We start from the raw sequence: 23,600 nt of genomic DNA on the forward strand, positions 1-23,600 counted from the left end.
ATGAAGGACGTGGCGAACAACGATAAAGCCTCGGGGAGCTGTAAGCAAGCTGTGATCCGGGGATGTCCGAATGGGGAAACCTAACTGGATTCATCTCCAGTTACTCACACCTGAATACATAGGGTGTGCAGAGGCAGACGAGGGGAACTGAAACATCTAAGTACCCTCAGGAAAAGAAAACAAGAGTGATTCCGTCAGTAGCGGCGAGCGAACGCGGAACAGCCCAAACCAAGAAGCTTGCTTCTTGGGGTTGTGGGACGTCTCTTTGGAGTTACAAAGGAATGAGGTAGGCGAAGAGGTCTGGAAAGGCCCGCAAGACAAGGTGAAAGCCCTGTAGCTTAAATCTCATTCTCTCCGAGACGGATCCCGAGTAGTGCGGGGCACGTGAAACCCCGTATGAATCTGCCAGGACCATCTGGTAAGGCTAAATACTCCCTAGCGACCGATAGTGAAGCAGTACCGTGAGGGAAAGGTGAAAAGGACCCCGGAAGGGGAGTGAAATAGAACCTGAAACCGTGTGCTTACAAAAAGTCAGAGCCCTATGAATGGGTGATGGCGTGCCTTTTGTAGAATGAACCGGCGAGTTACGTTCCCGTGCAAGGTTAAGGTGAAAAGCCGGAGCCGCAGCGAAAGCGAGTCTGAATAGGGCGACTGAGTACGTGGACGTAGACCCGAAACCAGGTGATCTACCCCTGTCCAGGGTGAAGGTACGGTAACACGTACTGGAGGCCCGAACCCACGCACGTTGAAAAGTGCGGGGATGAGGTGGGGGTAGCGGAGAAATTCCAATCGAACCTGGAGATAGCTGGTTCTCCCCGAAATAGCTTTAGGGCTAGCCTCGGAAGTTGAGTCGTGGAGGTAGAGCACTGATTGGATGCGGGGCCCGCAAGGGTTACCAAGTTCAGTCAAACTCCGAATGCCACAGACTTTATTCCGGGAGTCAGACAGTGAGTGCTAAGATCCATTGTCGAAAGGGAAACAGCCCAGACCATCAGCTAAGGTCCCCAAGTGTGTGTTAAGTGGGAAAGGATGTGAAGTTGCACAGACAACCAGGATGTTGGCTTAGAAGCAGCCACCATTGAAAGAGTGCGTAATAGCTCACTGGTCGAGTGACTTTGCGCCGAAAATGTAACGGGGCTAAACACACCACCGAAGCTATGGCTTGATACTTTGTATCAGGGGTAGGGGAGCGTTGAATGAAGATTGAAGGTGTACCGCAAGGAGCGCTGGACCTCATTCAAGTGAGAATGCCGGTATGAGTAACGAAAAGATCAGTGAGAATCTGATCCGCCGAAAACCCAAGGATTCCTGAGGAAGGCTCGTCCTCTCAGGGTAAGTCGGGACCTAAGGCGAGGCCGAAAGGCGTAGTCGACGGACAACAGGTTGAAATTCCTGTACCACCGAAAGCCGTTATGAGCAATGGGATGACGCAGGAGGATAGTGACGCGGACTGATGGATGTCCGTTCAAGCAGTGAGGCTGGTATGTAGGCAAATCCGCATACCCTAAGGCCAGGCTGTGATGAGGAGCGAAAATTGTAGTAGCGAAGGTCATGATTTCACACTGCCAAGAAAAGTCTCTAGCCAGGAAGCAGGTGCCCGTACCGTAAACCGACACAGGTGGGTGAGAAGAGAATTCTAAGGCGCGCGGAAGAACTCTCGTTAAGGAACTCGGCAAAATGACCCCGTAACTTCGGGAGAAGGGGTGCCCCGGTAGTGTGAATAGCACGAGGGGGCCGCAGTGAAAAGGCCCAAGCGACTGTTTAGCAAAAACACAGGTCTGTGCGAAGCCGCAAGGCGAAGTATACGGGCTGACGCCTGCCCGGTGCTGGAAGGTTAAGGGGAGTGGTTAGCGCAAGCGAAGCTATGAACCGAAGCCCCAGTAAACGGCGGCCGTAACTATAACGGTCCTAAGGTAGCGAAATTCCTTGTCAGGTAAATTCTGACCCGCACGAATGGCGTAACGATTTGGGCGCTGTCTCAACGAGAGATCCGGTGAAATTTTAATACCTGTGAAGATGCAGGTTACCCGCGACAAGACGGAAAGACCCCATGGAGCTTTACTGCAACTTGATATTGAACTGGGGTGCGATTTGTACAGGATAGGTGGGAGCCGTAGAAACCGGAGCGCAAGCTTCGGTTGAGGCGCCGTTGGGATACCACCCTGATCGCATTTGAGTTCTAACCTCGTACCGTGATCCGGTACAGGGACCGTGTCAGGTGGGCAGTTTGACTGGGGCGGTCGCCTCCTAAAGTGTAACGGAGGCGCCCTAAGGTTCCCTCAGAATGGTTGGAAATCATTCGAAGAGTGTAAAGGCATAAGGGAGCTTGACTGCGAGACAGACACGTCGAGCAGGGACGAAAGTCGGGCTTAGTGATCCGGTGGTACCGCATGGAAGGGCCATCGCTCAACGGATAAAAGCTACCCTGGGGATAACAGGCTTATCTCCCCCAAGAGTCCACATCGACGGGGAGGTTTGGCACCTCGATGTCGGCTCATCGCATCCTGGGGCTGAAGTAGGTCCCAAGGGTTGGGCTGTTCGCCCATTAAAGCGGTACGCGAGCTGGGTTCAGAACGTCGTGAGACAGTTCGGTCCCTATCTGTCGTGGGCGTAGGAAATTTGAGAGGAGCTGTCCTTAGTACGAGAGGACCGGGATGGACGCACCGCTGGTGTACCAGTTGTTCCGCCAGGAGCATCGCTGGGTAGCTACGTGCGGAAGGGATAAGCGCTGAAAGCATCTAAGCGTGAAGCCCCCCTCAAGATGAGATTTCCCAGTATGTAAGACCCCTTGTAGACGACGAGGTTGATAGGTTGGGGGTGGAAGTGCCGCAAGGCATGGAGCTGACCAATACTAATCGGTCGAGGGCTTATCCAAAATCTACAAACGCGATGTTTCAGTTTTCGGATTCAGTTTTCAGGGAGCAACACAGCCTGACTGTTTGGTAATGATGGCGGAGGGGTTCCACACGTACCCATCCCGAACACGACCGTTAAGCCCTCCAGCGCCGATGGTACTTGGACCGCAGGGTCCTGGGAGAGTAGGACGTTGCCAAGCAACGAGCAAGACCCAAAGAGTGATTCCTGTTTACAGGAGTCACTCTTTTTTTGCTTTGTTTTGTTTATTGATTTTGTTTTCATAGACTTTAAAGGATAGGTAAGGCAGACTAGAACTCCAATAGCATCTATACCCTTTGGTTTTAGAGGATGGGTAGAGATATACCATCTGAGCTACACCGGCATATGGTGGTGGAGATTGACGGGATCGAACCGCGGATTCCAACGGCAACGGGTTAGGGCAATCTCTTCTCTGTATCGATATGTAGATGTAGAGGATTTAATTTTATAGAAGAGTGTGAGATTCGGGTATAAACCGCTTAAGATAGATTGTATGGACTACATTCTAAGAATATCTAAGTGATCTTTTAGCTATACTTGGTTTGAACAGCGTTTAAAATATATCCAAATGATTAGTACGGGTTGTGTTTGAGTTCTATTAACTTTTACTTTCGATTAAATATGGAGAGTACGAATACAACTTAGATTATATACAGATAAAATAAGATTTTCACAAAATACTTATATTGCTTTTAGTTGATAAATAAGGAAAAAAATGCTTGAGTGTCTCTATTGGATGGACATTAGTTTGCGAGGAGAAGTCAAATCAAGATAATGCTTTAACATTCTTGACAGTCTGTAATACGCTTTGCTAAGATTGCAATAATATATTTTCAGAAACTGTTGCAGAAACTAATTCTAAGCTATTTTAACGCCTTATTTGTGTAAGGTTTTTTTATTATAGAATGAAAAAAAATAAGGGAGGAACATCCTTGTGTGGGAAACAAAATTTGCTAAAGAGGGACTAACATTTGACGATGTATTGTTGGTACCCCGTAAGTCTGAAGTTTTACCAAAAGAGGTAAGTGTCGCTACTGTTCTTAGTAAGCATGTGAAATTGAATATTCCTTTAATTAGTGCAGGAATGGATACAGTCACCGAAGCTGCTCTAGCTATTGCTATGGCTCGTGAAGGCGGTATCGGTATCATTCACAAAAACATGTCTGTCGAACAACAAGCAGAAGAAGTAGATCGTGTAAAACGTTCTGAAAGTGGTGTTATCACTAATCCATTTTCTTTGACACCCGATAAAAAAGTATCTGATGCAGAAGCAGTTATGGCAAAATACCGTATCTCTGGTGTACCTATAGTAGATGAGAATAATACTTTAGTCGGTATTATCACTAACCGTGATCTACGTTTTATTCATGACTATAATATTGATATTACTGAAGTTATGACTAGTGAAAAATTGGTTACTGCTCCTGTAGGCACTACTTTACAAGAAGCAGAAGTACTATTGCAACAACACAAAATCGAAAAATTACCTTTAGTAGATGAAAACAATATTCTTAAAGGTCTTATTACGATTAAAGATATCGAAAAAGCAATTCAGTTCCCTAATGCAGCGAAAGATGCTCAAGGTCGTCTATTAGTAGGTGCAGCTATTGGTGTATCTCAAGATTCCTTTGTACGTGCTGAAGCATTAGTAAATGCAGGTGTTGATTTGTTAGTCGTCGATTCTGCTCATGGCCATCATATTAATATTCTAGATGCTGTACGCAAACTACGCTCGATGTTCCCTGAACTTACAATTGTAGCAGGTAATGTAGCAACAGGTGAAGCGACTCGTGATCTCATTCAAGCAGGAGCTTCTGTAGTTAAAGTAGGAATTGGTCCAGGTTCGATCTGTACCACACGCGTTATTGCAGGTATTGGTGTACCTCAAATTACAGCTATTTACGATTGTGCAACAGTAGCTCGTGAATATGGTATCCCTATTATTGCTGATGGTGGTATCAAGTATTCTGGAGAAATCACTAAAGCTTTGGCTTCTGGTGCTGATGCAGTTATGTTAGGAAGTTTATTTGCAGGAACAGAAGAAAGCCCGGGCGAGTCTGAAATCTATCAAGGTCGCCGCTTTAAAGTATATCGCGGTATGGGTTCTATGGCTGCGATGAAACAGGGAAGTAAAGATCGTTATTTCCAAGATGACGATAAAAAACTTGTTCCTGAAGGTATCGAAGGACGTGTCGCTTATAAAGGGCCATTGTCTGAAACGATTCATCAGTTGATTGGTGGTCTTCGTTCGGGTATGGGTTATTGTGGTACAGCTAATCTTGATGAATTGCGTAACGATACACAATTTATCCGTATTACAGGTGCAGGATTGCGTGAAAGCCATCCACATGATATCCAAATTACCAAAGAAGCACCTAACTATTCGATGTAAATCAGATCCATTTAGTGTTTTAGCTAAATGTAACTAATCTTAAGATTAAATTACGATATAATAAGCTATAAATGAGCAAAAGGAGAAGGATTTGATATCTTCTCCTTTTACATTTTAATTGACGTTTAGACAAGCTTGTGATTTTAAGACAAGCTTGTCTTTTTTTGCGTTTAACCGTATGTTAAAATGAGAAAGTCATTGCGATATTCGGTAATTTGTAGTCTAAACCTCTATATGGCAATACATAATGACCAGGAACAAGAAATTGTAGAGAATGATATGAATGTATTGAATTGTATGACTATGTTTGAATTTAATTTAGGTTAAATTATATCGTTCATATAACTGTAAGCTACTTGGTTGGAATAGACTCTTTATAAGTCTGGTCATTGTAAGTGATAGCAGGCTTATTCGGAGTATAACTGTAATGAAGTAGCGGGAGTCTTTTGAACACGATTTACATGCTTAAACATTTGAGGGGAGCATCAGCACATTGAAACGCAACAAAGGGTTGAAAAAAGGAATTTGGAATAAGTCGAAACGTCAAATGGTTAAACAGGGAATTACAGTTCTGATGTTGGCAAACATGTTCTGTATGGCAGTCGTTCCTACAGTTACATTAGCTGCAGCCGCTGCTACAGATTCGAAGAGTACGACAACAGATAGCAAATCTACAGCAGCGACTTCAAATGCTACCGGGAAATTACCAACAGCTGAATCACTTGGGCTGGATGTAAAATCCGCAGTATTGATGGAAGCTTCTACAGGTAAGATTTTATTATCTATTAATGCAGATGAAGCTTTGCCACCTGCTAGTATGTCCAAAATGATGACAGAGTATCTGGTATCTGATTATGTAAAACAAGGTAAAATTAAATGGGACGATGTTGTCACAGTATCTGAAAATGCTGCTGCTCAAATCGGATCACGCGTATTTTTGGCTAAAGGCGATAAGCATACAGTACTTGATCTGTATAAAGCGATGGCTATAGGATCAGCCAATGATGCTTCAGTAGCATTAGCAGAATTTATTGGTGGAACAGAGCAAGATTTTGTTAAAATTATGAATGAAAAAGCAAAAGAGTTTGGGATGAAAACAGCTCATTTTGCTAACTCTACAGGTTTAGACATTGCAGATATGCCTGCTGCGACAAGACCGGATTCGGATCAAGAAACAATTATGTCTGCAATGGATACAGCGTTATTAGCTCAACATATTGTCGATGATCATCCTGACTTTAACGATGTTACTAAAATTCAATCGTTTAAATTCCGTCCAACAGACAAAGATCCTGTTGTGAACTGGAACTGGATGTTAGAATCGAATGCTTCTATTACTAACTTTAAAGCTTATGCTTATAAAGGATTAGATGGTCTAAAAACAGGTCATACGAATGCAGCAGGACAATGCTTTACAGGTACAGCTGAACGTAATGGTATGCGTCTGATTAGTGTAGTCATGGGTACGACATCCGAACCTGAACGCTTTATTCAAACGAAAAAAATCCTTGATTATGGATTTGATAACTTTGAAGTGAAGCAAGTCGTTGGAGCTAAAGCGGCTGTATCTGGACTAGCATCACTTCCAGTAGTGAAAGGAACGGCTAAAGAAGTGGGTGTTGTTACAGATGCTGCTGTTAATGTGGTTGTTCCTAAAGGTACAACACCTAAAAACGTAACGTATACTGTAGCTCCTGCTAATGAAGCAGCACGTACTGCACCGATCGAAGCAGGCAAAGCATTAGGAACGATTACGTATACGTATAAAGATTCCAACATGCCTGAGGATCAAGTAGAAACAGTGAATTTGATTGCGGCAGAGCCTGTTGAAAAAGGAAGTTGGATTCGATTGTTTTTCCGTGCGATAGGAGAATTGTTTGTTGATTTATTCGATTCTGCTAAAAATATGTTTTAATAGATAAAAGTTGCGTAACTACAATACGGATGATCCTATCAAATGTATTGTATATTCAATAGCTCTACTGTAAAATGATGAGTTAGATTCTGTCTCAAATTTAGCGATGAATTTGAGAAATAAGCATCCAGTTATTTATGATTCCTTATGGAGTATAAATAGTCTTTGTAATCGAAGAATAATCTTATGTTATATATCGAATTCAGGGGGCATGAACATGGAAACCGGTACATCAAGAGTTAAAAGAGGTATGGCAGAAATGCAAAAAGGCGGCGTCATTATGGACGTCATGAATGCAGAGCAAGCTAAAATTGCAGAAGCTGCTGGTGCTACAGCAGTTATGGCTCTTGAACGTGTGCCTTCTGATATTCGCGCCGCTGGTGGCGTAGCTCGTATGGCTGATCCAACAATCGTAGAAGAAGTTATGAAAGTTGTATCCATTCCAGTAATGGCTAAGTCTCGTATCGGTCATTATGTAGAAGCTAAAGTATTAGAATCACTAGGCGTAGATTATCTGGATGAGAGTGAAGTTTTGACTCCAGCGGATGAAGTTTTCCATATTGATAAACATGAATTTACAGTTCCTTTTGTCTGCGGTGCTAAAGATTTGGGAGAAGCTCTTCGTCGTATTGGTGAAGGTGCATCTATGATTCGTACTAAAGGTGAGCCAGGAACAGGTAATATTGTAGAAGCTGTTCGTCATATGCGCTTTATCAATAGCCAAATTCGTAAAGTAACGAATATGTCTAAAGATGAATTGTATGCTGAAGCTAAAAACCTTGGTGTTTCTTACGATCTATTGGTAGGTGTACATGAAGCAGGTAGCCTTCCAGTCGTTAACTTTGCAGCAGGCGGCATTGCAACTCCATCAGATGCAGCGTTAATGATGTATTTGGGAGCAGACGGAGTCTTTGTAGGTTCAGGTATTTTCAAATCAGATAGCCCTGAGAAATTTGCACGTGCTATTGTTGAAGCAACTACACATTATGATGATTATAAATTGATTGCTGAAGTATCCAAAAACTTGGGTGCTCCTATGAAAGGTATTGAAATCTCTAAATTAGCTCCTTCAGAACGTATGCAGGATCGCGGCTGGTAAGAAAGAAGGTAGACCATGAAGATTGGTGTATTGGCATTACAAGGCGCTGTTGCAGAGCATCTGAGAAGTCTTCAGTTAGCTGGCGCAGAAGCGATCAGCATCAAACGTACTGAGCAACTTGAAGAGATAGACGGATTGGTTATCCCTGGTGGTGAAAGTACAACAATCGGTAAGCTGATGCGGAAGTATGGGTTTATCGAAGCGATTCAGCAATTTTCGGAACAAGGGAAACCATTGTTTGGAACTTGTGCAGGTCTGATTGTATTATCAGAACGAATTGCTGGGCAGGATCAACCGCATCTTTCTTTGATGGATATGACGGTTTCTCGTAATGCTTTTGGGAGACAGCGGGAAAGCTTTGAAACAGATCTTGATGTGGTTGGGATTGATGAACCTATTCGAGCTGTGTTTATCCGTGCGCCGCTTATCCAAGAAGTTGGAGAACAGGTGCAAGTACTGTCTACGTATCAAGATGAGATTGTAACAGCTAGACAAGGTCATTTGTTAGCTTGTTCTTTTCATCCCGAATTAACCGATGATTATCGACTGCATCAGTATTTCGCAGACATGGTGCAGGAACATATCGCTAATCAATAATTAAATGCTGTAATGATCCAAAGCGTTAAAATACATTACACCTTAACTCTTGGCAGCTTCTGTGATTAGAAATACCTTCTAATGCAGATGGCGGCAAGTTCTCACTTGCCCGGTATAAAGCATTCACTCTTTTTGTAAAAGAATGAAGCTTGACGGCGGAAAAGAGAACCAGGAGTTAAGGTTATTTTCATTAGGAGGGTTTATAGATGTTAGACGTAAAGATATTACGTAATGACTATGCACGCGTAGAACAAGCACTACAAAGCCGTGGCAAATCATTAGATTTGATCGCAGAATTCCCTGCACTTGATTCTAAGCGTCGTGAATTATTGCAAGAAACAGAATTACTTAAAAATCGCCGTAATGTAGTATCTGGTGATGTGGCTAAACGTAAAAAGAATAAAGAAGATGCGGAAGAATTGATTCTTGAAATGCGTGAAGTATCTGATCGAATTAAAGGATTAGATGAAGAAATTCGCCAGTTGGAAGCGCAAATCGATATGATGATGCTATCTATTCCTAATATTCCTCATAGCAGTGTACCTGTAGGTGCTTCTGAAGAGGATAATGTGGAGATTCGTCGTCATGGCGATCCGCGTGAATTTGCTTTTACACCGAAAGCGCATTGGGATGTAGCACAAGATCTAGATATTATCGATTTTGAAGCTGCTGCTAAAGTAACAGGTTCACGTTTTGCTTTTTATAAAGGATTTGGAGCTAGATTAGAACGTGCATTGATTAACTTTATGATGGATCTGCATAGCAGTGAGCATGGTTATGAAGAGATCTTACCTCCTTATATCGTAAATAAAGATAGTCTTGTAGGTACAGGACAACTGCCTAAGTTTGAAGAAGATTTATTTAAATTAAATGATACAGAATACTATTTGATCCCTACAGCAGAAGTACCGGTGACGAATTATCATCGTGAAGAGATTTTGCCAGTAGATCAATTACCAAAACATTATGTTGCGTATAGCTCTTGTTTCCGTTCTGAAGCAGGTGCTTCTGGTCGTGATACTCGTGGATTGATTCGTCAACATCAATTTAACAAAGTTGAAATGATTAAAATCGTACAACCTGAGACATCTTATGATGAATTAGAAAAAATGACTGCTAATGCAGAGCGTGTATTACAGTTATTAGGTCTGCCTTACCGTGTACTTGCTCTATGTACGGGTGATATGGGCTTCACAGCGGCTAAAACGTATGATTTGGAAGTATGGTTGCCTGAGAGTAACATGTACCGTGAAATCTCTTCCTGCTCGAATGTAGAGGATTTCCAAGCGCGTCGTGCAAATATCCGTTTCCGCCAAGATACTAAGAGTAAGCCAGAATTTTTGCATACGTTAAATGGATCAGGATTGGCTGTAGGTCGTACGGTTGCAGCGATTCTAGAAAATTATCAGCAAGAAGATGGCAGTGTAATTATCCCTGAAGTATTACGTCCATATATGCGTGGAGCAGAGGTTATTACAAGCAAAAAATAATTTTTAAATCTTTTTTGATAAAAAGCTTGTCAAATCTTAAAATCCATGATATGATATTTATGTTGTGCAAGATTGATAAAGCTTTTCTGGAGAGGTACCGAAGCGGTCATAACGGGGCGGTCTTGAAAACCGTTAGGGGGCAACTCCACGTGGGTTCGAATCCCACCCTCTCCGCCATATATTTAAATCCAAGTCGTTCCTTTATAGGAGCGGCTTTTTTGTTGTTCATTTATAGAGTAAGAAAAAGGATAAGCAATTTTAGAAGTATGTATTTGATTTATGTAGGACAACCCACTATTTTATGTCATAATAAATAGTGAATAATATGCATATTTATTATGATCTTTTGATCGTATAGGATGTTATTACTTTAAACCGCCGTATGGCTTGCAGAAAAATGTGTTACCAAACTCTATATCTCTACGTACATAAGAATAGGAGGACATACCATGGTAGATAGTAATCAACCTCCCGATTTATCAACGTTTGTACCGATTAAGCATGGAAGAAGGTCTTTAAAAAGTACAATCCTACGTACGTTGCTGATTGTACTGGGTGCCATGATTGTAGCAGTGGCATTGGAACTTTTTCTGGTACCTAACAATATTACCGATGGTGGTATTACAGGTATATCTATTATTTTGTCTTATATCACCAAGTGGCAATTAGGTTTATTCTTATTTGTGATTAATATTCCATTTTTGATTATTGGATATAAGCAAATAGGGAAAACATTTGCTTTGTCTACACTACTGGGCATAACAGTAATGTCGATCGGTACATTCTTATTGCACCCTGTAGAAGCATTTGTTAAAGAAACGGTTCTTGCATTTGTATTTGGAGGTATGTTTCTAGGGTTAGGTACAGGTCTAGTGTTGCGTTCTGGTGGATCACTGGATGGCACAGAAATTATAGCGATCTTACTGTCACGGCGTTCTATTTTCTCTGTAGGCGAGATTGTTATGATCATTAATGTATTTATTCTGTGTGGAGCAGGCTTTGTATTTGGATGGGATCGGGCGATGTATTCGATTATTGCTTATTATATTGCCACCAAAGTGATCGATATTACGATCGATGGCCTGGATCAATCCAAGTCGGTATGGATTATTAGTGATCGTATTCAAGATATCGGAGATGCTATTATTCATCGGCTTGGAAGAACAGTCACATACTTATCCGGTGAAGGTGGATTTTCTGGAGAAGAGAAGAAAGTTATTTTCTGTGTTATCACTCGTCTAGAAGAAGCGAAGTTAAAAGAAATCGTGAATCATTTTGATGAGACCGCTTTTATGGCAGTAGGAAATATCCATGATGTTAAAGGTGGAAGATTCAAGAAAAAGGATATCCATTAACAAAGTGTAACTTCATTTTCCAAAATGTATGGTATGTTGGTAAAAGGTTATCTGTTAGGGTATAAGTGAAAAGTAAGTAATAATAACCATTTTTGAGTTTGTACCTTTCAAAATTAGCTGAAATGGGTTATTATGTATGCTGGCTTGATACCTGTCGTGCTTTGAAAAATGGAGTAAATACTTCATCGTTGTACAAAAAGAGAGGGGTAACAAAATGAAAAAAAGAATGACACTTGGGCTTTTAGTTATGCTCATGATACTTACAGTGGCACTTGTAGGTTGTACAAAGAAAGCTGAACCGAAAGAAGCGGTAAAGGCAGCAACAACCAACGCAGCTAAAATGACATCTTACGCTATCGCAACCAAATTGAAAGTAAATGAATTATCGTTTACTTCTGCTGATGGAAAAGCGACAAGTGATGCTCAAAGTGCACAAATTGCAAGCTTACTTAAAAATGCAGAATTTAATGTAACAGGGGTATACCAAGGTGACCCAATGCAAACAGAATTGACTATGGAATTGAAATTGAGTGGCGATATGGCAATGACATTTACAGTGCCTATGGTTATGACTCAAGAAGTTCTATATGTGAAGATTCCACAAATCCCAATGTTAGCATTGCCTGATACATTGGTAGGTAAATTCTTGAAAGTGGATCTAAAAGAATTGGCTGCTAAAGAAGGTCAAGAATACAAACCTTTAAGCCCAGCGACTACACAACAATTAACTCAAGATTTGTCTACTGCTGTTCTAGACAAATATGATCAAGCTAAATACTTCAAAGATGTAGATACGAAAGATGCTGCTCTTCCTGAAGGTGTAGACGCTAAACAAGTCGTTCAATTCGCAGTAACGAATGAAAATGCAAAAGAAGCAGTAACGATCTTCGTAAAACAAGCATTGCCAGCAGTATTGGATGTTGTGTCTAAAGAAGAATACCGTAGTGCTTTGAATATCAAACAAACAGACATTGATGATATGAAAAAAGAACTTCAATCTGAAGATTCTCAAAATAGCTTCAGCAAGTCTGTAAATGAATTGGATAAATATTTAACTCTAAACCAATTCCATATCAATACAGCAATCAACAAAGATGATTTCCCTGTATACCAACAAATGGTGATGGATGCTGTATTCTCTGACCCTGATACTAAACAAAATGTTAAATTGTCTTTAGATGGTAGCAGTCAGTATTCCAAAATCAATGAAAAACAAACATTTGCTATCGGTATTCCAGCAGATGCAGATGTAGTTACAATGGATGAATTCCAAAAACAAGTAGGTTCTATGTACGGTGGTTATTAATTAGTTGTAACAAAAAGCTCACTGCTTAAGCAGTGAGCTTTTTTTATGTGCAACATGAATGGGTATGAGAAGTAATAGCATTTAAAAGTGAGTTATATCTGCGGTGGAGTCGCTAGATTGAGGGGAAAATTCTTCTTTTAAAATCGAAAACATCTGATGATCTTCCCACTGATCGTTAATTTTAACCAACTTACGCGCAATTCCTTCAGCTTGGAAGCCACATTTCTCCAGTACGCGCCTTGAAGCAATATTATGAGGCAAAATACCTGCTTGTACCCGATGAAGCCCTAGAGAGCGAAAAGCGTACTCTAAAAGCAATTGTACACCCCCAGTCATATACCCTTTACCTTGAAAGTGATGATCCATAGAATAACCGATATCTGCAAATTGACCAACACCACGTACTAAATGCGTTAACGATAACGTACCAAGCAATTGATGATCGACTTGTGCAAATAAACCAAATAAGTAAGCTTTGTCTTCCCAGGCTTCTTGTTGTCTGCGGTAGATCAAGTCCAATTGGCTAGGAAGTGTAAAAAACTCTTTGGGATATCTTGGTTCAAAAGTCTGATTCGCTTCACGACTGTTCACTCGTAATTGCAGAAGAGCCAAAGCATCCTCTGGTTTGAGCAGACGAATATAAATACCAATTGTGCTATTCGATAATTGTAGCGACATATCATCCCTCCTTAGGCAGAATTATGATTGTAAAGGTTTAGGCTTTTTGAGTCGCAAACGTAACTGCTTGAAGAAGTCTGTTAATAGCAGAGCACATTCAGGTTGTAAAATATCTGTGATGATCTCTGTACGATGATTAAATCTTGGTTCTTGAAGTAAATTCATTAATGTGCCGGCACAGCCAGCTTTGGGATCGACAGTTCCATAGACAACAGTAGGGACACGACTCTGCACGATAGCGCCTGCACACATAGGGCAAGGTTCTAAAGTGACATAAAGAGTACAATCAAGTAGCCTCCATGCACCTAACGATTCACTGGCTTGTCTGATCGCTATAATTTCAGCATGAGCAGTAGCATCGAATGAAGTTTCTCGTAAATTATAACCTCGACCTACGATCATATTGTCTTTAACAACAATAGCTCCAATCGGTACTTCACCGAGCTGTTCCGCTTTGCGAGCTTCGGCTATAGCTTCTCGCATCCAGTACTCATGTACTTCTTGAGAAATAATAAACCCAACCTTTCACTGTGGATACTTTCTTTACTTGTACATCGAACAGATATTCGTTGTTAACACGTTGTGGATAGAACTGTGGATAACTCTTAAAAAACGAAAATGATAACGTTTTAGCTCAAAAAGTTGTGGATAACTATTTTAAAACGATCAAAAATAAGTCGTATCTACTATTTTAGGCAAACTGCAATTTATTTTCAATCCATCTATGGTAAACAAAATAAAAAAAGTAGACCTTAGATATACTAAGGTCTACTTTGGGTGATCGTTATTATTTACCGTTGTTCGCCATCGATTGAAGAGTAGGATTCACATCTTCATCCACATACTTACGAATAATCGATACTTCTACACGACGATTTTCTGCACGTCCCAAGTTGTTAGAGTTACTAGCAACAGGGCGATACTGTCCGTAACCAATCGCACTAAATTTACGTGGATCGAGTTTGTTATTCAGCAATAGAATTTTCATAAAGTTAAGTGCACGATCTGAACTTAAGTTCCAGTTAGATTCATATTGCGAATTGGAGATAGGAACATTATCGGTATGACCTGAAACGATAATATCGTAATCCGGGAACTGTTGTAAAATATTTGAGATCGATTTGGCGAGTACACGAGACTCAGGCTTCACTGTAGCTCGTCCTGAAGCGAATAACGTATTATCACTAATCGTAATACTTAATTGAGATTGATTAAGCTTGGTCGCTAACTGTTGGCTTAATCCATTGTTTTTGATGTAGCTGTCTAGTTGACGTTTTAACTTCTCTAGATTTTCCTGCTCTTGTTGTTTGAGTTTTTCACGTAAACTTTCTTTGGTTTTCTGAGTATTATCAGCAGGTGAAGCAGCGGATGCTGGTGTTTCATTATCATCCGATTTAGGCGTTTGACCGCTTGTTTCTTCCATAGCATTTTGCTCTAGAACACCTGTACCACCAGTGAAAGCTGCATTCATGGCTGCTGCCATTTGTTGAAATTTGGATGCATCTAGTGAACTCATTGCAAATAGAGTAATAAATAAAGCAAGCAATAGGGTCATTAAATCAGAATACGGAAGTAACCAGCTTTCATCTGGATGTTCTTCGTGCGGCTCATGCCTTTTTTTACTCACTCGGTACCGCCTCCCCTACGTTGCCACTGCTACTTTCTTCGCTGTTCATTTTCGCATTTTCAGTAGGTGTTAAGAAGACTGCCAACTTCTGACTAATCGCAATTGTAGATACACCAGATTGAATCGAAAGTAGACCTTCTACCATCATCAATTTCACTTCTACTTCAGCTTTGGATAAGCGTTTAAGCTTAGTCGCCATAGGATGCCATAATACATAACCACTAAAGATACCGAGCAATGTCGCCATAAAAGCACCGGCAATCGCATGAGAAAGTTTTTCTAAGTCAGTCAAATCTGCCATCGCAGCAATCAGACCAACTACCGCTCCAAGTACACCCAGTGTAGGAGCATACATACCTGCTTGTGAGAAAAGAAGTGCGCCTGAACGGTGACGTTCTTCTGTCGCATTAATATCTTCCATCAATACATCTTGTACAAATTCCTGATCATTACCATCAATAATCATACGCATTCCGTTACGAAGGAAAGGATGATCAATTTCTTCAACTTTAGATTCCAATGCAAGTAGACCTTCACGACGCGTAATTGAAGCCCACTCCATAAACATACCGACTAGATCTTTTTTGTCCATTAATTTTTGTTGAACAAATACGACTTTAAACAATTTACCAAGGCGTTTTACTTCGTTCATTGGGAACGCCATAAAAATGGTTGCTGCTGTACCTACAAAAATGATGACATAAGCGGCTGGATTATTCACCAGATTGATTAGGGGAGCACCCTTTAAAAGCATACCGAATATTAGTGAACCCAAACCAAGTACTAGACCGATAATTGTTGAAATTTGCATAATACACCTCGTCCGTGAGTATAATAGTTTATCTTTTTCATCATCCACTTCCATGTAATGATGTGTTTTCCAAAAACATCTGATACTCTTTTATCGACAAGATATGCTGCATTGTTAAGAGTTTTTTAGTGTATATTTGCGTTATAATGTAAATAAGCTGGAAAATGTAACAATATGGACAGATCGGGAGGTTAAGTATGGGCGTTAAGCATGGAAGAGATTATGAGGACATATTAAGTGATTTAACATCAGCAGTAGGGATGATTCCAGACAGTTATTTATTTTTTGATATGGAACCTCAAGAGTGGGAAGTACTTGCTGAAGGTGAACGACATGAAGTGAATGAAGCATTGGCAGAAGATTTATTTTTTGCGTTAGGCTCAGAGTCTATGATCAATGTAGGTAGTGGAGTTGTCATTTACGATGCAGATACCCATCGGATCGATATTCTGATTGGCAAAGAAGAAATGACTTTCGTAACTTTAATTTAAAACATCTATTATAGGTATGTAAAAAAGAAATACACAAAAAGCACAGAAGAATGAGTCTTATCATTCCTTCTGTGCTTTTATTTTAGAGATTAGGATAACGTGCGTTAGGCGGAGCTTGATAGACCATACAATAAAAAGGCTTCATCCCATCAGGCGTTCTGCGTTCATACATATCTGTAATATAAAAATCTGCTTTCTGATAGGTGCGAATAGCCCGTTGATTCCAGGTCAATACTTCTAAATCAATCTCTGCGGTAGCACTACGTTCCTGAGCCGTCTGCACAATTGCTCGTACAAATTCTTCTCCATAACCATGGCCACAAAGATCAGGACGCATTCCTATACCTAGTCTAATCGTATGTCCTAATGGAAAAAGTTGAGCAAATCCAGCTAATTGTTCATGTTGATCTAGAACAGATAGATATTGTTCTTCTCGAATTATCGGATCTCCAAATTCAATCCCTAATTCTTTCATTTGTTCCCATGCCATCCAACCATAGATATTATAAGGTGGTTCATAGATCCATGTGCATACTTCAGCGGCATGTAATTCTGTCAAAGGAATAGTATGAAAAACAGAATCTAGTGATGAGCTCATCTAGTAACCTCCTATGACCATACTTCATATGTATACCATAAAAAAAAGATAAAAAATTTGCAATATCCTGTTTACCATAATTACGAGTAGGTTAATAATAAGTAGACATAATTATAACCACAACAAAATATAAATTTTCAAAGATTCACAATTTTATGTAACCTATTAGACGTTCGATACGTCTTACTTATATAGAAACATAAAAAAACCACCAAAGATTCTGGCGGGAATCTTAAGTGGTCTGTAGGTTCATTTATATGAGTTGTTAATAGGATAATTAATTGTCAGTTGCGAAGGTGTTATATGTGGAATCACTCATAACGCGTTTAGCACCAACGTAACGATTTTGATAGTAATCCATGCTCAAACTGTCAATTCTCACACCTTTAGAAGTAGAAGCGTGTGCGAAGTTACCATTTCCTACATAAACTGCTACATGTGAAACTCCAGCCCCGGTAGTATTGAAGAATAACAGATCTCCAGCAATTAAATCACTTTTTGATACAGGCTCACCTACTTGATATTGAGAACTAGATTGGCGAGGAAGATCAATGTTCATTTTGCCGAATACATATTGTGTAAATCCAGAGCAGTCAAAACCGCTGAAAGATGTTCCACCAATACGATAAGGTGTTCCAATAGCTCCATCAATTACTTGATCCATTTTAGAATCTGCATGTGCACTTGTTACTCCAAGTGACGTAAATGCAATAGCAAGTCCCATTACTGCGGCTGTTAGTTTCTTTTTCATGTTCAAAATCAATTGTCCCCTTCCAATTGCCTACGAGGTTAGCTTAAGGATTCGGTAGAAGGTATTCCCCTATGATCCCTCCGAAACAAGATCAATTCACCCAAAACGGTTCCCCCGTTTCCCGGTACCAAGGAATTTGGCTCAAAGCTTGGTATGTACCGTTCACGGATCATTACGACAAAACGACAAATTTTTCATTACGCTATAAAGGTTACAGCATTTCATTTTAAAGTTTACAAAGTTGTTACTAAAATCTCACTGGATTTATTCTACCAGAGGTTTTTTACTTTGGCAAACGTTTATTCATCTGTTTTTAATATTTGCTTAAGCATTTTGACGAGTAATCTCTGTCAAAGCCTACGGTTGTCATGTTCTTAAAAGTTAAAAAAATTTAATCTTTTGATCAGATGTGGGTGGTTATTAGTGAATGATGACCACTATATATACTTTCTTCGGTTCACCAATCACAATAATGAACGTTTTTTACCTTTTTTTATGAAAAATCGTGACAATAATCGACTTTATTGGCTTTTAACTCATTATTCGCTACAATATGAGTAATAGATTAAAGTACCATTTATATGTATAACAGTCTTTATTTATACTGACCTACAAAGGAGTATTCTAACAATATGGATGAAAATCAACCAAGTAAAAAGTCAATGTCACTGAATATTGTAAGTAGTAGTGCAAAAAGTAGTAAACATAAGGGGTTTGGATCAGGAGCGATTAACCTCAATAATGTTTCCCCTATCATTATAGACCATGGCGAAGCAAAAATCGATGTTGGCGCTATGCATGCCAAAAGTAAGGTAGAAAAAGGAATCAAATTTACTACCAATCGTGAAGAATTAAATGGTGGTCGCCAAGTATGGTTAGTATGGGTCGCTGTAGATAAATTAGCTGAAGGTGTTAATTATGCAGGAGCGACGGCTTGTGAGATGTGGATCAATGAAGAAGAGAAAAAAGGCTGGAAAATTCTTGCCGAGCATGTGAATAAGTTAGATTATGCGATCAAGCGTCGCATTATGTTAGAGGGCTTAGGAACAGAAGAAAAAGCAGCGCTTAAAAAATTATTGGTTGCCCATAATGAAGAGTGGTGGAATCAGTCTTCAGAAGAGTTTAAATCTGCATTAGAAGGTTAATAATAACTAACATAGTCTACGTATTACACAAAAGACCGACGACCCTCAGATCGTCGGTCTTTTATCATTTCATGTCACCATTTTGGTATCACTTTTAAAAAACTTCTTCTATAGAAGAATAATATTTCACCAACAAGTATTAAGGATTCAAAATAGTAGGATTATCTTTATTTATATCATATAATAACAAGTAAAATATGGTAAAAAAGGTTATGAATGAGGATGGGATATCAAATGACTATAAAAATTGGAAATTTACTTCCTTCTATCTCTAAACCCTTGTTATAATTAAGAGAAAGTCATCATCGTAGGAAGCTGTCCCTTGCGTGACTAAAATATTCTACAGATGGAGGGAACACTAAATGCAAAAAAGCGAAGCTGCTTACACCAAGACATTAAAACAGCCTATTAGTACAGGTATCCCGGGACTGGATGATATTTTATGCGGTGGCATTCCCCCAGGAGGCGTCGTTATTCTGGAAGGTGAGCCAGGTACAGGCAAAACAACGATAGGTATGCAATTCTTGGTTGAAGGTGCTATTAAACATAACGAGCCCGGTATTTATATTACATTCGAAGAACTTCCTGAACAAATCTACGATGATATGGAACGGTTTGGATGGAATTTGAAAGATTTGGAACGGCGTAACTTATTACGTGTGATCTGTATAGAACCGGAAATTTTATTAGAACAGATGCTTGAACCCAATGGATTATTTGAATATATGATCAAAGAAATTGGTTGTAAGCGTGTAGTTATGGATAGTATTAGTTTATTTAGATTAATGAGTAGTGAACAAGAAGCCAGGACAAACGTATATACCATTCGCAATATTATGCGAAAACATGCGTTGACTTCTTTTTTTATTAGAGAATATTCCGAAGTGGAAGGTATGCATATTCCTTTCGAGAATTATATCTGTGATGGTATTGTCAGACTTTCTTTGAAGCCGTTAATGGAAAAATATCGTAAGCGGACGATCGAAGTACTCAAAATGCGCGGTACCCGAATTTTGGAAGGTGAACATACGTATAAGTTTGTTGAAGACGGCGTCTATATTATTCCTTCTTTATCAATGGCAGAAGACAAGATACTGGTACAAGAAACCGAAGTATTATCGACAGGTATTGATTCGCTAGATGAACTTCTGATGGGTGGTATTCCTAAAGGTAGTGTCTTTATGATCGATACGAATAGTAAAGCCAACTATAGATATCTTCTTTCTTCTATTTATGCACAACGAATCAAAGATGATGATTGTACCGTCACGATGATGTCTGGTAATACGACACTTGATATGTTTGCCGATACGATTGATTTGTTTGGCGTTTCTTTGCGTCAGGCGGTCGATGAAGGTAAAGCTCACTTTATTGAGCATTACAAGCGGGCTGTAGATAGTGGATTGGAAAAAGCACTGATTCGGGTAGACGATGTTGAAAATGATGAATATGCCAATACGCTGAATGACAAGCTTTCTCCTATTTTTGAATGTGAAGAGCTTTGCGATAAGCGCTGGTTTATTTATTACGACCTGAATACGATCATTTCAGAACGTGGTAAAGAATTTGTTGTGAAATACTTTTCTGAAGAAATTTCGCTCTGGCGTGCACTTGGTATTACAGTTATGGCTCATTGTAACTTTAGTGAAATCGGAACAGAGACGGCTTCCTTTTTGGAACGTACCTGTAATGGTGTTATTAGAACATGGGTAGATGGGAATTATCAGTATTTGCAGGTAACTAAATCACCAAGCGGAAGAGTGTCAGCCCCACACATCGTAGCTAATATCTCAGAAACACCATTTGTCCGGCTGGTATAAGGAGGGATTAAGCTTTTATGGTAGCAGAAAGCGATGTAATCACACTACAGATGGAATGTACCTTATTTTTTGAAAATAATCCTTACGCATTAGAAACCAGTACGGGCATGTCCAAAAGACTTGGACGAAATGCAAATTTGATTGAACGTGCTTTAAATCGTTTGACTGAATTGTCTATTCTTGAAAAAAACGGTCAAGGTACGCGTGCTATTTACCGTTATAAAACACCGTACATTCAGACAGAAGTGGACATGAATGCTTATGATTGAAAGTTACTTTATAGATGATAACGCAGACAGCTGTCAGGAACTCCAAAATGTATATGCGGAACTTACCGGTTTGTTTATTTTTATCACGAATGATCAAGGGCATTTATTAAGTACGCCTTCAGATGCTGAAATTGCTTCTCTTTTTGTAACGTATCCTAAAGAACTTGAAGATTCATTAAAAGCCGAGATCGATAAGTTAAAAGGTCTTCGAGTGACTGCTTTGTCGGATCAATGGATACCCGGAATCAAGTGGATTATTGCACCGATTAGTATTGATCAGCAACCGATTGAAATGTATATCTGGGCAGGTATTATGATTCAAGAAAATACCCGGCAAGCGATTATCGATCATGTGAACTATAATAGTCCAGATTTGAACGGGCCTAGTGAAGTGTTCCGTATGATGCGAGAACGTATTCAACGTATCCCTGAAGATCAGCCCACACAGATCGAATACAAAAAAGAAAAAATTAGCAAGTTGTCTAAAGCGATTGCTTTGATTTTGAAAGCAGGATATAAAGAAAAGCAGTTTGCACAGCGGTTAACAACACTCAACGAAACGTTACGCTCTGATACTAGTCGAAATATGCCGATTGAAGAAGTGACCCGTGCAGTACTGGCTTCGAGTGATCTGGCAGACGTATTTGGTTTTGCTTTAAAAACATCGCCTGGCACGTATCGAATAGTGAGTAGTACTGGACCTGCGGCGGCAGAGTTAAAAGGAGCTATTTTCCATGAGGGTGAAGGTTTCTTAGGGCAAGCGGTATTGAGTGAACAACTCAGCCATTGGAAAGATGTAGGAAGAGATCCACGAAGTCACTTTTTTCTACAAAAAGGGTTAGCTTCGATCTATGAAGTCCAATGTTTCCCTATTCGTTATGATGACGAGAATTATGGTCTATTATTCGGTATTGGATTGGAAGAAAAATTATCGGCAACAACGAATGTGCGCTTTGAAGAAACATTGATTTCTCTGATCGGATGGTATATTGGTAACCATATTACACATGGTCGAATGGAAAAGCAGATTCAACGCTTTAAGCCTTTAATGGAATTAGCTAGCGTTATGGTATCTGTACAGGATATTCAGCGCGTTTTGTTTATGTTGGTGGATATGAGCTTGAATCTAGTATGGACTCCATCTGCTTCTATTGTAGTGCATCGGGCGAGTGAAGATGAGAAAGTTCAGATGGTAGCTCGTGGTATGGAAAGCCCGGGTGGAGAAGCATATGCCAGAGATATTGCACGTCGTTATTTGGAAAATGGAAACAATCAGCCAGCAACAAGTTCCTATCTGAATCGTTCTGTCCCATCTGCATTGATGATAGAGTATCCAATCGTCTATGCGGATAAAACGAGAGCTGTCTTAGCCGTCGCTATAGGGGATGAACAAGAAGGCGAAGAATGTCGTGAGATTTTATCGGCTCTGGCAACGATGGGTAGCGTAATTATGAAACTTCTCTATGATCGACAGCAATTTTTGTCGAACAGCAATCGATTTGCTCATATTTTACATGAGTCCATTCGTGAATGGAATGTGGCTCAATATCAATTAGCAACCGATGCTCAGAAAATTGTGATGGAATTTGCTTTGTGGGGTGGCTTGAGTAAAGAGGAAGGTGAAACGACAGCACGTGCTTGTCTCATGTCGTTCTCTGATCCGAAGACGTTGCGTAGCTTCCCGCACTTGTTTGAACAAGAAGCAGCAATGATAGAAGACTTTAAGCAAATTCAACAGAATCCTAACCAATCGTCTTCTCAGGCATACTGTAAAGGCGGGCAGATTATGGTATTGGTATTTGCCTTAGCTGCTTCTGCCGATAATGATATACAGCTGATGAATGATTCCCAATTTACTAATATTGATCCAGCATTAATAAGTCAATTCCGTTTATTTATGCTTAGCCGCCATACTTTGCAAACTGAAATCAGCTTAATGGAAGAGAAGCCTGTTCCTCGTGCATTAACTGCTCAAGTAGCCGAAGGTCGTGGTCTGGATGCAATCGTTAAAGAATTTGGATTATCCCCACGGGAAAAAGAAGTATTAGAATTAGTAGTAAAAGCTTCTAGTAATAAAGAGATTGCTGCTGCTTTATTTATCAGTGAACATACTGTCAAAAATCATTTAACTAATATTTTCAACAAAATGAGTGTAACCGATCGCGCTCAAGCGATTGCTGCTGTATTTAACAAAAGTATAGGTTAGAAAAAAAGATCATCTTTTTTTAAAAAAGGGTGATCTTTTTTTTTATTTATGGCGATAAAAGGAAGAGGAGGGTTTTCCTATTTACTTATATGTATAAAATAGGAAATAAAGTCTATATATAACTGGGGCTGTTTCTAGGAGAATGAATCTGTAAG

The 23,600-nt window shown here is 39.9% G+C and carries 18 protein-coding genes, 1 tRNA gene, 2 rRNA genes and 1 riboswitch (1 of these 22 running past the window's edge); of the genes, 15 read left to right on the forward strand and 6 right to left on the reverse strand.

Features of this window, described 5'->3' with window-relative positions:
* From PO903_RS06010 to PO903_RS06055, 10 genes are all read left to right on the forward strand, one after another.
* Positions 1-2,875: ribosomal RNA gene (locus PO903_RS06010) — 23S ribosomal RNA — on the forward strand (it extends 48 nt beyond the left edge of the window).
* 63 nt (positions 2,876-2,938) lie between these two features.
* A 5S ribosomal RNA gene (gene rrf, locus PO903_RS06015) occupies positions 2,939-3,055 on the forward strand.
* A gap of 774 nt (positions 3,056-3,829) precedes the next feature.
* The gene (guaB, locus tag PO903_RS06020; RefSeq protein ID WP_273592892.1) at positions 3,830-5,287 is read left to right on the forward strand and encodes an IMP dehydrogenase; all 1,458 of its coding nucleotides are present in this window, start codon (positions 3,830-3,832) and stop codon (positions 5,285-5,287) included.
* A 547-nt stretch (positions 5,288-5,834) separates the two neighbouring features.
* On the forward strand, positions 5,835-7,202 hold the full coding sequence (locus PO903_RS06025) for a D-alanyl-D-alanine carboxypeptidase family protein (RefSeq protein ID WP_137225825.1): 1,368 nt from the start codon (positions 5,835-5,837) through the stop codon (positions 7,200-7,202).
* 217 nt (positions 7,203-7,419) lie between these two features.
* The gene (gene pdxS, locus PO903_RS06030) at positions 7,420-8,301 is read left to right on the forward strand and encodes a pyridoxal 5'-phosphate synthase lyase subunit PdxS (protein ID WP_069328941.1); all 882 of its coding nucleotides are present in this window, start codon (positions 7,420-7,422) and stop codon (positions 8,299-8,301) included.
* A 15-nt stretch (positions 8,302-8,316) separates the two neighbouring features.
* Positions 8,317-8,898, forward strand: a complete 582-nt coding sequence (pdxT, locus tag PO903_RS06035; protein ID WP_069328940.1) for a pyridoxal 5'-phosphate synthase glutaminase subunit PdxT — start codon at positions 8,317-8,319, stop codon at positions 8,896-8,898.
* A 206-nt stretch (positions 8,899-9,104) separates the two neighbouring features.
* Positions 9,105-10,388 (forward strand): serine--tRNA ligase, encoded by a 1,284-nt coding sequence (gene serS, locus PO903_RS06040; protein WP_069328939.1) that lies wholly within the window; start codon positions 9,105-9,107, stop codon positions 10,386-10,388.
* An 88-nt stretch (positions 10,389-10,476) separates the two neighbouring features.
* A tRNA-Ser gene (locus tag PO903_RS06045) sits at positions 10,477-10,565 on the forward strand.
* Between the two features lie 272 nt (positions 10,566-10,837).
* Positions 10,838-11,743: a YitT family protein gene (locus tag PO903_RS06050; RefSeq protein WP_069328938.1), complete on the forward strand. Its 906-nt coding sequence runs from the start codon at positions 10,838-10,840 to the stop codon at positions 11,741-11,743.
* A 214-nt stretch (positions 11,744-11,957) separates the two neighbouring features.
* Complete coding sequence (locus tag PO903_RS06055) at positions 11,958-13,049, forward strand: hypothetical protein (RefSeq protein ID WP_069328937.1); 1,092 nt, start codon at positions 11,958-11,960, stop codon at positions 13,047-13,049.
* Between the two features lie 81 nt (positions 13,050-13,130).
* Here the strand turns inward: PO903_RS06055 and PO903_RS06060 are convergent, their stop codons facing one another.
* The 4 genes from PO903_RS06060 to motA all read right to left on the reverse strand — a co-directional run bounded on the left by PO903_RS06060 (position 13,131) and on the right by motA (position 16,165).
* Positions 13,131-13,727 carry a GNAT family N-acetyltransferase gene (locus PO903_RS06060; protein WP_273592893.1) on the reverse strand — a complete coding sequence of 199 codons (597 nt, stop codon included), beginning with the start codon at positions 13,725-13,727 and terminating at the stop codon, positions 13,131-13,133.
* A gap of 21 nt (positions 13,728-13,748) precedes the next feature.
* The gene (gene tadA / locus PO903_RS06065; protein ID WP_083243601.1) at positions 13,749-14,237 is read right to left on the reverse strand and encodes a tRNA adenosine(34) deaminase TadA; all 489 of its coding nucleotides are present in this window, start codon (positions 14,235-14,237) and stop codon (positions 13,749-13,751) included.
* A gap of 277 nt (positions 14,238-14,514) precedes the next feature.
* A complete protein-coding gene (gene motB, locus PO903_RS06070) occupies positions 14,515-15,354 on the reverse strand; it encodes a flagellar motor protein MotB (protein ID WP_069328934.1) in 840 nt (279 codons plus the stop codon).
* The gene (motA, locus tag PO903_RS06075) at positions 15,347-16,165 is read right to left on the reverse strand and encodes a flagellar motor stator protein MotA (protein WP_069328933.1); all 819 of its coding nucleotides are present in this window, start codon (positions 16,163-16,165) and stop codon (positions 15,347-15,349) included. Before motA ends, motB begins: the two co-directional genes overlap by 8 nt.
* A 197-nt stretch (positions 16,166-16,362) precedes the next feature.
* Between motA and PO903_RS06080 the strand changes: the two genes are divergently transcribed.
* Positions 16,363-16,656 (forward strand): hypothetical protein, encoded by a 294-nt coding sequence (locus PO903_RS06080; protein WP_069328932.1) that lies wholly within the window; start codon positions 16,363-16,365, stop codon positions 16,654-16,656.
* Positions 16,657-16,738: 82 nt separating this feature from the next.
* On the opposite strand, the gene PO903_RS06085 is transcribed toward PO903_RS06080, so the two are convergent.
* Positions 16,739-17,254 carry a GNAT family N-acetyltransferase gene (locus tag PO903_RS06085; protein WP_273592894.1) on the reverse strand — a complete coding sequence of 172 codons (516 nt, stop codon included), beginning with the start codon at positions 17,252-17,254 and terminating at the stop codon, positions 16,739-16,741.
* Positions 17,255-17,531: 277 nt separating this feature from the next.
* Positions 17,532-18,005 carry a C40 family peptidase gene (locus PO903_RS06090; RefSeq protein WP_069328943.1) on the reverse strand — a complete coding sequence of 158 codons (474 nt, stop codon included), beginning with the start codon at positions 18,003-18,005 and terminating at the stop codon, positions 17,532-17,534.
* Positions 18,006-18,017: 12 nt separating this feature from the next.
* Positions 18,018-18,157, reverse strand: a riboswitch (cyclic di-AMP (ydaO/yuaA leader).
* A 480-nt stretch (positions 18,158-18,637) separates the two neighbouring features.
* On the opposite strand from PO903_RS06090, the gene PO903_RS06095 reads away from it, so the two are divergent.
* The 4 genes from PO903_RS06095 (at position 18,638) to PO903_RS06110 (ending at position 23,445) form a co-directional block, all read left to right on the forward strand.
* Positions 18,638-19,150 (forward strand): YwhD family protein, encoded by a 513-nt coding sequence (locus PO903_RS06095; RefSeq protein WP_069328930.1) that lies wholly within the window; start codon positions 18,638-18,640, stop codon positions 19,148-19,150.
* 362 nt (positions 19,151-19,512) lie between these two features.
* Positions 19,513-20,970: an ATPase domain-containing protein gene (locus tag PO903_RS06100; protein ID WP_137225817.1), complete on the forward strand. Its 1,458-nt coding sequence runs from the start codon at positions 19,513-19,515 to the stop codon at positions 20,968-20,970.
* Positions 20,971-20,987: 17 nt separating this feature from the next.
* Complete coding sequence (locus PO903_RS06105; protein WP_069328928.1) at positions 20,988-21,239, forward strand: hypothetical protein; 252 nt, start codon at positions 20,988-20,990, stop codon at positions 21,237-21,239.
* On the forward strand, positions 21,226-23,445 hold the full coding sequence (locus PO903_RS06110) for a LuxR C-terminal-related transcriptional regulator (protein WP_273592895.1): 2,220 nt from the start codon (positions 21,226-21,228) through the stop codon (positions 23,443-23,445). The genes PO903_RS06105 and PO903_RS06110 overlap by 14 nt, the downstream gene beginning before the upstream one ends.
* Positions 23,446-23,600 lie beyond the last annotated feature (155 nt).

The organism is Paenibacillus sp. PK4536, from assembly GCF_028594455.2.
Classification (GTDB): domain Bacteria; phylum Bacillota; class Bacilli; order Paenibacillales; family Paenibacillaceae; genus Saccharibacillus; species Saccharibacillus nuruki.